The organism is Corynebacterium sp. HMSC061H03 (assembly GCF_001838215.1).
GTDB lineage: Bacteria > Actinomycetota > Actinomycetes > Mycobacteriales > Mycobacteriaceae > Corynebacterium > Corynebacterium jeikeium_D.
Genome location: NZ_KV836061.1, coordinates 64,713 through 78,616, shown reverse-complemented (window position 1 = coordinate 78,616; position 13,904 = coordinate 64,713). Strand labels below are relative to the sequence as shown.

General features: G+C 58.8%; 13 protein-coding genes. All 13 read right to left on the bottom strand.

The features are described 5' to 3' along the window. Positions 1-2: 2 nt before the first annotated feature. Positions 3-1,442 carry a F0F1 ATP synthase subunit beta gene (gene atpD / locus HMPREF2787_RS03970; protein ID WP_005509621.1) on the bottom strand — a complete coding sequence of 480 codons (1,440 nt, stop codon included), beginning with the start codon at positions 1,440-1,442 and terminating at the stop codon, positions 3-5. Positions 1,443-1,444: 2 nt separating this feature from the next. Then, the gene (locus tag HMPREF2787_RS03965) at positions 1,445-2,425 is read right to left on the bottom strand and encodes a F0F1 ATP synthase subunit gamma (RefSeq protein ID WP_070858450.1); all 981 of its coding nucleotides are present in this window, start codon (positions 2,423-2,425) and stop codon (positions 1,445-1,447) included. Between the two features lie 53 nt (positions 2,426-2,478). Beyond that, positions 2,479-4,122, bottom strand: a complete 1,644-nt coding sequence (atpA, locus tag HMPREF2787_RS03960; protein WP_070858449.1) for a F0F1 ATP synthase subunit alpha — start codon at positions 4,120-4,122, stop codon at positions 2,479-2,481. Positions 4,123-4,176: 54 nt separating this feature from the next. After that, complete coding sequence (locus tag HMPREF2787_RS03955) at positions 4,177-4,995, bottom strand: F0F1 ATP synthase subunit delta (RefSeq protein WP_048735245.1); 819 nt, start codon at positions 4,993-4,995, stop codon at positions 4,177-4,179. Positions 4,996-5,000: 5 nt separating this feature from the next. Next, entirely contained in the window at positions 5,001-5,564 is a 564-nt protein-coding gene (locus tag HMPREF2787_RS03950; protein ID WP_005509352.1) for a F0F1 ATP synthase subunit B, read from the bottom strand. A 31-nt stretch (positions 5,565-5,595) separates the two neighbouring features. Next, positions 5,596-5,850 carry an ATP synthase F0 subunit C gene (locus HMPREF2787_RS03945; protein WP_005509463.1) on the bottom strand — a complete coding sequence of 85 codons (255 nt, stop codon included), beginning with the start codon at positions 5,848-5,850 and terminating at the stop codon, positions 5,596-5,598. Between the two features lie 140 nt (positions 5,851-5,990). Then, a complete protein-coding gene (gene atpB, locus HMPREF2787_RS03940; RefSeq protein ID WP_016422455.1) occupies positions 5,991-6,785 on the bottom strand; it encodes a F0F1 ATP synthase subunit A in 795 nt (264 codons plus the stop codon). Positions 6,786-7,175: 390 nt separating this feature from the next. Then, positions 7,176-7,625 (bottom strand): Cg1360 family ATP-synthase-associated protein, encoded by a 450-nt coding sequence (locus tag HMPREF2787_RS03935; protein ID WP_005509564.1) that lies wholly within the window; start codon positions 7,623-7,625, stop codon positions 7,176-7,178. Beyond that, entirely contained in the window at positions 7,622-8,854 is a 1,233-nt protein-coding gene (locus HMPREF2787_RS03930; RefSeq protein ID WP_246824192.1) for a glycosyltransferase family 4 protein, read from the bottom strand. Before HMPREF2787_RS03930 ends, HMPREF2787_RS03935 begins: the two co-directional genes overlap by 4 nt. A gap of 82 nt (positions 8,855-8,936) precedes the next feature. Continuing rightward, on the bottom strand, positions 8,937-9,593 hold the full coding sequence (locus tag HMPREF2787_RS03925) for an L-threonylcarbamoyladenylate synthase (protein WP_005509411.1): 657 nt from the start codon (positions 9,591-9,593) through the stop codon (positions 8,937-8,939). A gap of 18 nt (positions 9,594-9,611) precedes the next feature. Then, positions 9,612-10,574: a peptide chain release factor N(5)-glutamine methyltransferase gene (prmC, locus tag HMPREF2787_RS03920; RefSeq protein WP_070858447.1), complete on the bottom strand. Its 963-nt coding sequence runs from the start codon at positions 10,572-10,574 to the stop codon at positions 9,612-9,614. After that, positions 10,561-11,634 carry a peptide chain release factor 1 gene (gene prfA, locus HMPREF2787_RS03915; RefSeq protein WP_005509382.1) on the bottom strand — a complete coding sequence of 358 codons (1,074 nt, stop codon included), beginning with the start codon at positions 11,632-11,634 and terminating at the stop codon, positions 10,561-10,563. The genes prmC and prfA overlap by 14 nt, the downstream gene beginning before the upstream one ends. Before the next feature lie 66 nt (positions 11,635-11,700). Next, a complete protein-coding gene (rho, locus tag HMPREF2787_RS03910) occupies positions 11,701-13,641 on the bottom strand; it encodes a transcription termination factor Rho (RefSeq protein ID WP_070858446.1) in 1,941 nt (646 codons plus the stop codon). Positions 13,642-13,904: the final 263 nt, after the last annotated feature.

Sequence of the window (13,904 nt, the reverse complement as noted above, 5' to 3'; positions counted from 1 at the left end):
CCTTACTTCTTCTGCATTTCAGCGTACTTCTTCTCGACATCGTCGAGGCCACCCAGGCCGTCGAAGGCCATCTCCGGGTAGTTGTCGAAGTCGCCCTTGCAGATGCGGTCGAAGGCAACAATGGTGTCCTTCAGCGGGACGTACGAACCAGGCAGACCCGTGAACTTCTCAGCAACGAAGAAGTTCTGACCCAAGAATCGCTGGATACGACGTGCACGCTGCACGGTCACCTTGTCCTCCTCAGACAGCTCATCCATACCGAGGATGGCGATGATGTCCTGGAGTTCCTTGTTCTTCTGCAGGATGTTAATAACCTGCTGAGCAACGCGGTAGTGCTCCTCGCCGACGATCGACGGCTCGAGGATACGAGAAGTCGAAGTCAGCGGGTTCACTGCCGGGTAAATACCCTTCGATGCAATCGAGCGATCGAGCTCGGTGGTTGCATCAAGGTGGGCGAAGGTCGTTGCCGGAGCCGGGTCGGTGTAGTCATCGGCAGGCACGTAGACGGCCTGCAGAGAGGTAATCGAACGGCCCTTGGTGGACGTAATGCGCTCCTGCAGAACACCCATCTCGTCAGCCAGGGTCGGCTGGTAACCCACGGCGGAAGGCATACGACCCAGCAGGGTCGAAACCTCAGAACCGGCCTGGGTGAAACGGAAGATGTTGTCAATGAAGAGCAGCACGTCCTGGTGCTGAACATCGCGGAAGTACTCCGCCATGGTCAGACCCGACAGCGCGACGCGCATACGGACTCCCGGAGGCTCGTCCATCTGGCCGAAGACGAGGGCGGTGTCCTGGAGAACGCCCATCTCTTCCATTTCCAGGAAGAGGTCGGTGCCCTCACGGGTACGCTCACCAACACCGGCGAAGACCGAAGTACCGGAGAACTCGCGTGCAATACGAGTAATCATCTCCTGGATCAAAACGGTCTTACCGACACCGGCACCACCGAACAGACCAATCTTGCCGCCCTTAACGTACGGGGTCAGCAGGTCGATGACCTTAATACCGGTTTCCAGAATCTCGGTCTTGCCCTCGAGCTGGTCGAAGGCCGGCGGCTCACGGTGGATGCCCCACTGCTCACCATCGCGACCCAGACCCGGCTCATCCAGGCAGTCGCCCATTGCGTTAAAGACGTGCCCCTTGACGACGTCACCAACCGGAACCGAAATCGGCTTACCGGTGTCCTTGACCTCTGCACCGCGGACCAGGCCGTCGGTCGGAGCCATAGCAATGGTACGAACCATGTTGTCACCGAGGTGCTGTGCAGTCTCGAGGACAATGGTCTTGGCGACCGAAGGAAGGGTAACTTCCACGGTCAGCGCGTTGTAAAGTGCCGGCAGTTCGTTACGCGGGAACTCCACGTCGACGACGGCACCGATGACACGCACAACACGGCCCACAGCCGTGGTGGTGTTCTGCTCACTTAGAGCTGTGCTCATATCTAGTCACTTTCTCCGCTGTCGTCGAGCGCACCGGCGCCACCGACGATTTCTGTGATTTCCTGGGTAATCTGTGCCTGACGTGCCTGGTTAGCAACACGCGAGAGGTCCTTGACCAGCTCGGTAGCGTTGTCCGTCGCAGACTTCATAGCGTTACGACGGGCAGCGGACTCAGAGGCAGCGGCCTCGAGCATCACTGCGAACAGGGTGCGGGACACGTACTGCGGCAGAAGCTCTGCCAACAGGGTGTCTGCATCAGGCTCGAATTCATAGTCCGGCTTGAGGTCATCTGATCCATCGGACAGCATGTCCTCGCCCTGAGCAATCTCGACGTCCTCGTACACAGGCTCAATTGGGAGCATCTTGTGTGCACGCGGGATCTGAGAAAGCATGGACACGAATTCCGTGTAGACAACGTGGACCTGGTCAAAGCCCTGAACAGCCTCGCCGTTGGTGCCACGCAGGCCTTCGCGGTACTTGGCAGTGCCCTCGGCCGTAGCGCTGAAACCGTCAATGAGGTGACGACGCACGTCGTGGGTTGCGGCGTAGTCCGGATCCTGGGAGAAGCCCTCCCACGTACCGGCGAGCTCGACACCACGGAAGTCGTAGTAGTCAGTGCCCTTACGGCCAGTCACGTAGAGAACGACCTCATGCCCCTGCTCTTCCAGAGCGGTACGTAGCTCCGCAGCCTTCTTCAGGACGTTGTGGTTGTAGCCGCCACACATGCCGCGGTCACTGGTGACAACCAGGACAGCAACACGCTGGTTACCCTCACGCTCTACGAGCATCGGGTGATCCAACGACGAAGCCGATGCGAGACGTCCGATGACCTTCTCGATTTCGTCGGCGTACGGCTGGGAGTCTGCCACGCGACGCTGCGCCTTGGTAATGCGCGAGGTTGCGATAAGCTCCTGGGCCTTGGTGATCTTCTTGGTCGAGTTCACCGACTTGATTCGGGCTCGAAGTTCACGAAGATTCGCCATGTCCTATTCCCTCCCTTCAATTGCGAAAACGGTCATTGAGTAGCTCAACCTGCCTAGTTCTGGGCAGTCTTGCGGGAGACCGTAATCTGCTGCTTCTTGAGCTCGCCCTCGTCAAGTGCCTCGACCGGAGTCTCGGAAGCCAGCGGTGCGCCCTCAGAAGTCTGGAACGACTTCTTGAAGTTAGCGGTTGCGGACTTCAGAGCAGCCTTGGACTCGTCGGACAAGGCAACGCCGCCGTCAATCTGCTCGAAGACTGCAGGTTGCGTGTCCTGCAGGTGCTCAAGCAGCTCGGCCTCGAAGCGACGGACATCCTCAACCGGGACATCGTCGAATTCGCCCTCACCAGCGAGGTAGATGGAAGTCATCTGGTACTCGACCGGCTGCGGGTGGTTTTCCTTCTGCTTCAGCAGCTCGACCAGACGCTGACCGCGCTCCAGCTGACGCTTGGAGGCATCGTCCAGGTCGGAAGCGAACATTGCGAATGCTTCCAGGTCGCGGTAGGACGCGAGATCCAGACGCAGGTTACCGGAAACCTTCTTCATGCCCTTGGTCTGTGCGGCACCACCGACACGGGAAACCGACACACCGACGTTAATAGCCGGGCGGACACCCTGGTTGAACAGGTCGGACTCGAGGAAGACCTGGCCGTCGGTAATGGAAATAACGTTGGTCGGAATGAAGGCCGACACGTCGTTTGCCTTGGTCTCGATAATCGGCAGTGCGGTCAGCGAGCCTGCACCCATGTCGTCGGAGAGCTTTGCAGCACGCTCCAGCAGACGGGAGTGGAGGTAGAAGACGTCACCCGGGTAAGCTTCGCGTCCCGGCGGGCGACGCAGCAGCAGCGAGATGGCACGGTATGCCTCTGCCTGCTTAGTCAGATCATCGTAGATGACCAGGACGTGCTTGCCCTGGTACATCCAGTGCTGACCCAGGGCGGCGCCTGCGAATGGTGCAAGCCACTTGAAGCCTGCGGCATCCGACGCCGGGGCAGCAACGATGGTGGTGTACTCGAGCGCGCCCTGCTCCTCGAGGGTCTGGCGCACACCAGCAATGGTGGAGCCCTTCTGACCGATAGCAACGTAGATGCATCGCACCTGCTTGCTCGGGTCACCGGACTCCCAGTTAGCCTTCTGGTTCAAGATGGTGTCCAGGCAGACCGCGGTCTTACCGGTCTTACGGTCACCAATGATCAGCTGACGCTGACCACGACCAATTGGGGTCATTGCGTCGATGGCCTTAATACCAGTAGCCATCGGCTCTTCAACCGGCTGACGCTGCAGCACGGTCGGTGCCTGCAGCTCGAGGACGCGGTCCTCTTCAGCCTCAATGTCGCCCAGGCCGTCAATCGGCTGGCCCAGGGGGTTAATTACGCGACCGAGGAACTTGTCCCCGACCGGAATCGAAAGGACGTCACCCGTCCGCTTTACCTCGTCACCCTCTTTAAGCGACTCGAAGTTACCCAGCACCACAACGCCGACCTTGTCAGTGTCGAGGTTCTGAGCGACGCCAATAACGCCGCCCGGGAACTCCAGCAGCTCATTCGTCATGACCGACGGCATTCCCGAAACCTGGGCGATACCATCAGCTGCACTGATAACAACGCCAACCTCCTCGCGGGAGGCCTCCGGGGAGTAGCTCGAGGTGTAGTTCGCAATCGCGCTACGGATCTCGTCGGAGGAGATCGTCAGCTCCGCCATGTTCTTCCTGCTCTCGGTAATATTCTTCCAGTGATTAATCGTCTAAACCATCCGTCAGCCGAGGCCGACGCGCAGCTTCTCAAGCTTTGTTGAAAGGCTACCGTCGATGACCTCGTCGCCAACCCGGATGACCAGTCCACCGAGAATCGACTTATCGATCACGGTGTGGATGGACATCGCCTTGCCGTAGACTCGGCCGAGCTTGTCCGCCAGTGCTCGCTCTTGCTCGTCAGAGACGGCCGTGGCACTGGTCACGCGAGCGACGACGTGGTTCCGCAGGCCGGCGGCTAGCCGGGACAGGGAGTCAATGTCGTCCGCGGGGCGCTTGGATGGGCGACCAACAGCCTGCAGTGCCAAGGTCTCGGTCACGGACGTGACCTTGCCGTACAGCACAGAGGCGAGGAGCCCACGCTTGGCTTCGGGGGTTGCGGCCTTGTCGGCCAGCAGCTGTTCAAGCTGCGACTGCTCAGCCAGGATGTGTCCCAGTTGGAACAGCTCAGACTCAACAGTCTCAAGCTGTCCCTGGCCTTCGGCAGAGCGAAGGAGGGCTCGACGACCCAGCTCTACCAAACCCTCACGCATTTCGCGCGGGGTGGACCATACCTGCGCGGCAGCATCCACGACGAGGTTAAGAGTCGTCTCAGATACCTTGCCCGCGAACAGGCTCCGGACAAGGCCGGAACGCTGTTCCGCAGTCGCCGAGGTGTCGGCGACAGCGACACGCAGGCCGCGGTCGGAGTCCAGGACCTCGACGATGTCGAAAAGCTCGGAACCAGTCTGAGCAGCCTGAGCAACAGCGACATTGTCGCCACCGATAGCGGCGTCCAGTCGCTGGCTAAGGGCTGCCAGGGATTCGCGGCTTGCTGCGTGCATGTCGCCTACTTTCCGGCCGGGGCCACGGTGTCAAGGTTGGACAAGAAGTTATCAATCGTCGACGAGTTACGAACGTCGTCGGAAAGCTGCTCGCCCAGAAGGCGCTCAGCAAGATTGATGGAGTTCTGGCCCATTTCCTTGCGCAGCTCTGCGACTACCTGCTCACGCTGGGCAGCGAGCTGCTTTTCACCGGACTCGATGATTCGTGCGCTCTCGTCATTGGCCTTGGTCGTAGCGTCTGCAATGATGCGCTGACCCTGTGCACGGGCTTCGTCGCGAATCTTTGCTGCTTCAGTACGGGCCTCTGCGAGCTGACTGTTGTACTTTTCCAGGGCGGCCTTCGCCTCGGCCTGCGCAGCCTCAGCGCGCTCAATGCCGCCCTCAATCCGGTCCTCCCGCTCGGTCAGGACCTCCTGGAACTTCGGAAGAACGAGCTTCCAGAAGAGAACCAGGATAACTACCAGCGGGACAACGGACCAGACGATGTCATAGGTCTTTGGCAGCAGCGGGTTAATGGACTCTCCCATCGGGAGGTCACCCGCTGCTAGCAAAAAGGTGAAATCTGTCATGGTTTACGTGTTCTCCGCTTGAGGTCCGGACTTAAACGAAAACGAAGCCTGCGACCAGGCCGATCAGGGCGAGAGCCTCAGTGAAGGCGATACCCAGGAACATGGTGGTACGCAGCTGGCCGGCCATCTCAGGCTGGCGTGCCATACCCTCAACGGTCTTGCCGGCGACGATACCGATACCGAGGCCCGGGCCCAGGGTGGACAGACCGTAACCGATGGTCTTCAGGCCAGCGTTGGTGTCGACAGCCTGGACAGCGTCCTGGGCGGAGAGGATGACGTCGTTCATTATGAACCGTTCCCTTTCTTAAAGGATGGCCCCGGATTAAAGATTGTTCTAAGTAGGCCCGGGGCTTTGTGGGTCAAGTGGGTCTTGCTATTAAATTGGCGAGGCCTTGTTGCCGAATGTGCGGCCTCATTAGTTATGGGTTAGTGCTCGTCTGCGTGCAGCGACAGTTCGATGTAGACGGCGCTCAGCAGGGCAAAGATGTATGCCTGCAGGAAAATCACCAGCATCTCGAACAGCGTGAATGCTACCGCAGCGACAAGGGTCAACCCGGACAGGGCGGTCCAACCATTCAGCTGCCAGAAGAAGAAGTTCGTGGCACCGAACAGCAGGACTAGAACCATGTGGCCCGCCAGCATGTTGGCCATCAGACGGATGGTCAGCGTAACTGGGCGGAGAACGAAGTTGGAGAAAATCTCGATCGGCACCACGATGAGGTGGAGTACCGGTGGCAAGTTCGGAATAACGACTGCCGACTTCACAAACTTGAAGAAGCCCATCTTCTTCGAGCCCGCGTAAATGAAGGCAACGTATGCGAACAGGGCCAGAACCAGTGGCATACCGATTCGGGCGTTCGGCGAAATATTGAGGCCAGGGATAATAGCCGCAATATTCATCGAGATAACAAGGAAGAAGATGGTGGCCAGAACCGGAAGGAAACGACGCCCCTCCTTCTTACCCAGAATCTCCTCCGCGATGTGGATGCGGACGAAGTCCAGCATCAACTCCGCAACGTTCTGCAGACCAGTCGGCACGAGCTTCGGACGACGCATTGCGACGACGAAGAACACGGCGACGATCACGGCCATCAAAAGACGAACAATCATCAGGCGATCCATGGCGTACCAGTCGCCACTGCCACCTAAAATGAAGTCGCCAAATTGTTCACCCGGGAAATACTCCTCCTGCAAGTTGGGTGAGTGAAACTCACCCCGCATCTCGGCAAGTGTTGTAACGCTCAGCGTTCTCTCCCGTGATTGGGCCGCTAGAACTATTGTCAAGCGGTGCGAAGGACGTCATTTAACGTGTCGCGCCGCGGATTCCATTCGCTCATCAGCACGGCGCTCACGGGGACCGTACCTGTGGAAATGATAGTTATTTCGCTACAGGCCGTCTTACCCGAAACTCAGGATAACAGTTCTGACTCATTTTCCCCACCCGGTACACCCCCGCGTTTCCGACCCCGAAACCAACAAAGAGGCCGACCCCCGCTGTGGGTTTCGGCCTCTATTTGTGGCAGCTTCTGCACAAGCTCGACAATATGCTTATTACCTGCGGTTTTAGAAGCGCATTAAAGCCTCTCAGCAGGTCAACAAGTTATTAACGAGCTATTCGTCCTTCATTGGTTGCACATAAGTGAGGTTAGATTGCGACATTCCCCACACTTCTGCACCCAGCGTCACCATCAGCGTGAGTACAACAGTGACGAAGAAAGTCATGTTGTCATAAAACTCAAGATTTCTAATAACAACCAAGACACCGATTAGTACGACAATCTTCAACAACCAGCCACCCAGTACAACGGCAAGCGTGACGGACGGCGAAGTTCGAGCAGTAAAGAGGATGCCAAGAACGGTAAGCAATACAAAGCTTCCGCTAATGCCCGCGCCAAGGAGTACGCCCCAGACACCGGGCATACCGTTTTTGCCACCCCAGACCAGCAGCGAAAGCACGGTAATCACAGCAAGCGCGATTGCACCCGAGCGAGCAGCAGCCAGCAGCGGTCGCCGCGAATCGTCGTATTTAGACTCGGGCTCCGGAGTTGTTTTTTCAGTCACGGTCGAAGATTGTACCTTCTGCGTCCACGTCGACGTCTTAAAGCCTGCCGGACCCCACTTCCACTTCTGGGACGCGCTCCCCTTGAACGGTCGTCGGTAAGCGCATTGCGACGGCGGAGAGTGAAGACAACCGCGATGATAAGCAGGACCCCGAAGGTGAGAGCGACAAATTCGAAGGGGAAAATGGTAGTGGCAACGGCGGCGTACGCGACGACCGACACCCATAGGTAAAGCACTAGCACCACGCGGCGATGACTGTGCCCCATCGACAGGAGGCGGTGGTGAATATGCATTTTGTCGGGTGAGAAGGGAGACTTGCCCTGGCTGACGCGACGAACAACAGCAAGCAGCAAGTCGAGCATTGGCACGCTAATTGCTGCGATGACGACCACAACCGGCGAGATCAGAGCGATGACGTCAGCGGTGCCGTACATGGAGGGCGCGATGCGTCCCGACGCCGACACCGATGCCGCTGCGAGCAGCAAGCCGATCATCATAGCGCCAGAATCGCCCATGAAAATGCGTGCGGGCTCGAAGTTGTGCGGCAAGAAGCCCAGGCAAGCGCCAAGGAGACACGCGGAAATCATCGCGGGTGGGTAGGCAGAGACGGTGCCACCTTGGTCATGGAGCATAACCATCGAATAGACAAGGATTGCAGCTGCCGCAATCATGCCGAGTCCAGCTGCGAGACCATCGATGCCGTCAACAAAGTTGAAGGCGTTAATCAATGCCACAGTAAATAGGACAGTCAAGACTGTGGACATGATTGGGTCGAGAATGAGCGTGGCGCCACCACTGAAAGGGATATAGAGCAGATACCAATTGACTCCCATAAATGACATCAAAAGGGCCGCCGCGACCTGGCCCACCAACTTCGTAAGGGCATCTAAGTCAAAGAGGTCATCCCAAATACCGACGATTAGCAGGAGCGACGCGGCCGCCACAACCGCCCTCATATCTGGAGTCATGGGGGGAAAACCACGGGTGAGAGCCGGCATCACCGAGGCAAGGGCGATAGCTGCGACCACCCCGGAGTACATCGCCACGCCTCCGAGCCTGGGCTTCGGAATATCGTGGACATCGCGCGTGCGGGGCGCATCCAACCAGCCCGAGCGAACCAGCACATAGCGCACGACTCCAGAGAGCAAATAGCTGACAGCAGCGGAAACTAAAACAAGCATGGCGAGCTCGCGGATGGGCACACCTGCCCCACCCGACTGGGCTGCCAATAAGCTCATGTCCGCCACTAGGTACTACTCACCCACACAATCGCTGCAGATACTAAACAAGAAAGACCTTAGGTAGCCAAGACTACTGCCCCAGCAGCCGCTCGGGTGTCGTACTCAAAACCTCGGCAACCGCTGCTGCTGACACAGCGCCTTCGCGCAGAATCCGCGGCACTGGAGTCGAGATATCGACAATCGTCGATGGGGTGCCGATCGTGGCTTCACCACCGTCGACGTAGACAGCTGCTTCCCCACCGAGCATCTGCTTGGCCCGCACGGCATTGGTGGCCGGTGCCTGGCCAGAGATGTTCGCACTGGATACCGCCATCGGGCCGGTTCGGCGCAGAATCTCGATGGCGATTGGGTGCAGCGGCATGCGCAGCATGACCGTACCCGCAGTATCACCGAGGTTCCACGGCAAGCTCGGCGCCTGGTTCACAACCAGCGATAGTCCGCCCGGCCAGAAAGCCTCCACCAGCGTGCGAGCCGCTGGTGAGTATTCGCGGACGAGCCCCTCAATCGTGTTCCAGGAACCCACCAGCACCGGTACCGGCATATCCGGGCCGCGGTGCTTGGCACGCAGCAAGGAGGCAACGGCCTGGTTATCAAAGGCATCGCAGCCAAGGCCGTAGACAGTATCGGTAGGCATAACGACCAGCCGTCCTGCCTTCACAGCATCTACTGCTGCTGCAATTGCGCGTTCACGGTTTTCATCTGTGCTGCAGTCCATAATCCTGCTCATCAGATTTTTGCTCCTGCTTCAAAGTTTGCTTTTAAGATCAATTTTGCGCCCCACCGTAAAACGATCACGGTCCGCAAAGTCCCGATGGACCTCTACATCAGCGTAATGCCAGGTGTCCTTCAGCAGTGAACTGACATCGTCTCCTGAAGAGTCATCGTGCTCGATGCCGATGACTCCACCCGGCCGCACCAGCGCATCCACTAGGTTCATCATAGGTCGAATGACATCTAACCCATCGTCGCCACCGAAGACCGCAGAGTGCGGATCAGCTCTCACTTCGGGGTCAACTTCGGTGTCTTCGGGCACATATGGAGGGTTGGACACAACAATGTCGGTCTCGCCTACCCATTCGGCGAGCTCAGCGCCATCATCAATCAGCTGAACATCCGTGACATCGCCAGCAATCAGACGCACACGCCCATCGCCGTACGTCTCGATATTCTTCGCAGCCCACGCCCGTGCCTGCTCAGAGAGCTCCACAGCCACCACGTCCGCTTCGGGTACGGCATCGGCAATCGCCAACGCCACCGCACCGGATCCAGTACACAAGTCAACGATTTTCGGCTTGACGACGCCACTTGCGACCAGTTCACGGGCTCGGTCTATCGCCCACTGCGCAAGCAGTTCCGTCTCCGGCCGGGGTACAAAAACACCGGGCCCGACCTGTAGTTCCAGGCTCATCATCGGCGCCGTACCGAGGATGTGCTGCAGTGGCTCACGAGCCACTCTGCGGGCCAGTATCTCGGCCAGATACTTGCGACCGTCCTCATCGGTGTACGGTTCGTCTCCGCGGAAGATAATGTCTGCCGATCCCGCATCGACTGCGGCTGCAAATAGCGCCCGTGCGTCGGCATCCGGAGAAGCCAGCGCCGCGTCGTCAAGCGTGCGACGCGCATAGCGAAACAGCTCGCCGAGAGTACGGACGGAATCCGGTAACGTCGGCGAGCTATTTTCTGCGGGCGTGGGACTATTCGGCTTCAAGACGCTCAGCGCGCTCCGCGTCGTGGAGGGCCTTGAGCAGGTCATCCATGTCGCCGCCCAGCACCGAGTCCAGGTTGTGAGCCTTGTAACCGATGCGGTGATCGGAAACGCGGTTCTCAGGGAAGTTGTAAGTGCGGATGCGCTCGGAGCGATCCATGTTGCGTACCTGAGACTTACGCTGGTCAGAGGCGGCCTCGGCGATCTCCTCTTCCTTCATCTGCTGCAGTCGGGCAGCCAGGACCTGCATAGCGCGGGCCTTGTTCTGAATCTGCGAGCGCTCCTTCTGACAGGTAACAACGAGACCAGTCGGCAGGTGCGTCAGGCGAACGGCGGAGTCAGTGGTGTTAACACCCTGACCGCCCTTACCGGAGGAGCGGTAGACGTCGACGCGCAAATCCTTTTCATCAATCTGGATGTCTTCGACCTCGTCGGGCTCCGGGTAGACCAGCACACCAGCCGCGGAAGTCTGAATACGGCCCTGAGATTCGGTAACCGGCACGCGCTGCACACGGTGAACGCCACCTTCAAACTTGAACACGCTCCACGCACCGTCACGGGACGGAGTCTTAGCTCGGATGGACATAGTCATGTCCTTCACGCCGCCGAGATCAGACTCGGACAGACCGAGAATCTCGGTGGTAAAGCCGTGCTTTTCTGCATAGCGCTGGTACATGCGAGCGAGCTCACCTGCGAAGAGCGCTGCCTCCTCACCGCCGGCACCGGACTTGAGCTCCATAACGATGTCATCGCTGTCGTGCGGATCGCGCGGAGCCAGCAGGTCGGCGAGCTTTTCCTCGAGCTCCTCTGCCTCGGCAGCGAGACGCTCAGCCTCAGCTGCGAATTCGGAGTCCTCGTATGCCATCTCGCGAGCTGCCTCCAGGTCATCCTGGACCTCAGTCAACTTCTTGTGAGTCTGAATGACCGGCTGCAACTCATTGAAGCGCTTGCCGACCTTACGGGCAGCCTTCGGGTCGTTGTGCAGCTCGGGGTCTGCCAGCTGCGCCTCAAGCCCGTGGTATTCGGAGAGGATGTCGTCAACTGCGGAAACCTGATTAGCCATTGAATATTCCTTCAGATTGTGATGGGTGAAATGCTGGTTGGTGCTGTGGTTTGCGGCTAACCCCAGCTAAAGCATGTCGTCCACATCAACGTCGGCGGCCATTGGTGCAGAAGAAGCCACCTGCATCAGGAATTCCTTATTGTTCCGGGTCTTCTTCAACTGCTTAATCAACAGGTCAATAGCAGCCTGCGACTCCAGCGCGGAGAGGATGCGGCGCAGCTTGTGCATAATGCGAGCCTCCTCCGTGCTGAGCAGCAGCTCATCCTTACGAGTACCCGACGGGTTGACATCCACTGCCGGGAACACGCGGCGCTCGGAGATTTTACGGTCGAGCTTCAGCTCGGCGTTACCGGTGCCCTTGAACTCCTCGAAGATGACGGTGTCGCCTGCGGAACCGGTCTCCACCATCGCAGTGGCGATGATGGTGAGGCTGCCGCCTTCTTCGATGTTTCGGGCAGCACCCAAGAAGCGCTTCGGTGGGTACAGAGCGTTGGAGTCCACACCACCGGAGAGGATTCGTCCCGATGCCGGCGAAGAGTTGTTGTACGCACGGCCAAGGCGGGTAATGGAGTCCAGCAGTACGACGACGTCCTGCCCCTGTTCCACCAGACGCTTTGCACGCTCAATAGCCAACTCGGCCACTGCCGTGTGATCTGACGGCGGGCGGTCGAAGGTAGAAGCAATAACCTCGCCACGGACACTGCGCTGCATGTCGGTGACTTCCTCCGGGCGCTCGTCGACAAGCACGACCATCATGTAGCACTCGGGGTTGTTCGTCGCGATAGCGTTCGCAATGTTCTGCAGGATCGTGGTCTTACCGGCCTTCGGCGGCGAAACGATGAGCGCACGCTGACCCTTACCAATCGGCATAATCAGGTCGATGACGCGAGTGGTGAGAATCTTCTGCTCGGTCTCCAGGCGCAGGCGGCGGTTCGGGTACAGCGGAGTGAGCTTAGCGAAGTTCGGGCGCTGCTTTGCCTGCTCCGGATCGATGCCGTTTACGGTTTCAACCTTGACCAGCGGGTTGTACTTGCGGCGATTACGGCCGTTGCCATGAGTGACCTGGCCCGAGCCATTCTCGCGCGGCATGCGGACCTGACCGGTGACGGCGTCGCCCTTGCGCAGGCCGTACTTACGAACCATTTGCGCGGACACCAGCACATCGTTAGAGCCCGGCAGGTATCCGGACGTGCGCACGAATGCGGTCTTGTTATCTAGCACATCGACAATGCCAGCCACCGGCTGGAGAACGTCATCCTCGCGGATCTCGTCCTGACCGCCGTGTCCCCCACCGTTGTTATCGCGTCCGCGACGGTCGCGGCGATTGCGACGGTTGCGGCGGTTACGGTTGCCACGACCGTCATCGTCATGGTTATTGCGATTGTTGTTGCGACCGCGGCGGTTGTTGCGGTTGCCGCGGCCTTCATCGTCGTTGTCTCGATCGTGGTTGTTGCGATCGTTGCGGTTATTACGGTCGTTGCGATCACCGCGGTCATTACGATCATTACGATCGTTGCGATTGTCGTTACGCTCACTGCGGTCGTTGCCGTTATCGGAATCATCGCGGCTATCGTTGCTGCGATCGTCCTGATTCTCCTGCTCGCGCTGACGAGCACGGTTACGACGATTTCGACGCTGCTGAGAACGGGACATCTCCTCGCGACCATCCGCGTTGGCGTCGTCTCGCTTGTCGTTGCCCTTGTCGCTCTTGTCGGCGCTCTTACTGGAACCCTTATCCGCGCTTTCCGACGGCGATTCCTTGGCATCCTTCGCTTTGGAGCCGGTATCCGCAGCCCCAGCCGCAGCCTTCTTCGCGCGGGATTTCCGAGCTGGAGCGGAACCAGCAGCCGGGGCACCATTCTTAATGGCCTCAATCAGCTCATGCTTGCGCATGGCGGAGATGCCGCGAATGCCCTTGCTGGAAGCGATTTCACGCAGTTCTGCCATTCGGAGGGCCGCAAGATTCTCTGGGCCGCCTGCCGTGGCAGTGGTGTCCGTATCGGTCACGGATGTCCTTTCATCGACCTTCCCTGCAGTCACTCTCTGCAGGGGGCTATGTCATTGACACTTTTTCGCTCTTACTGCCCGCCACCGCGTGTGCTCCGTCGTCGAACCTTTACCACGGGCGGAAAAGTAGCCGCAGCTGACGGGAAATTATCGAAAAAGCCAGGCAAAAGACCTCGACGTTGAAACTAAACCGAGGCATCTTGCCTACGTTATTTCCGCATCTCAAACCCGACCGTCCGGGCTGAAGATGGTTAGGAAATTTT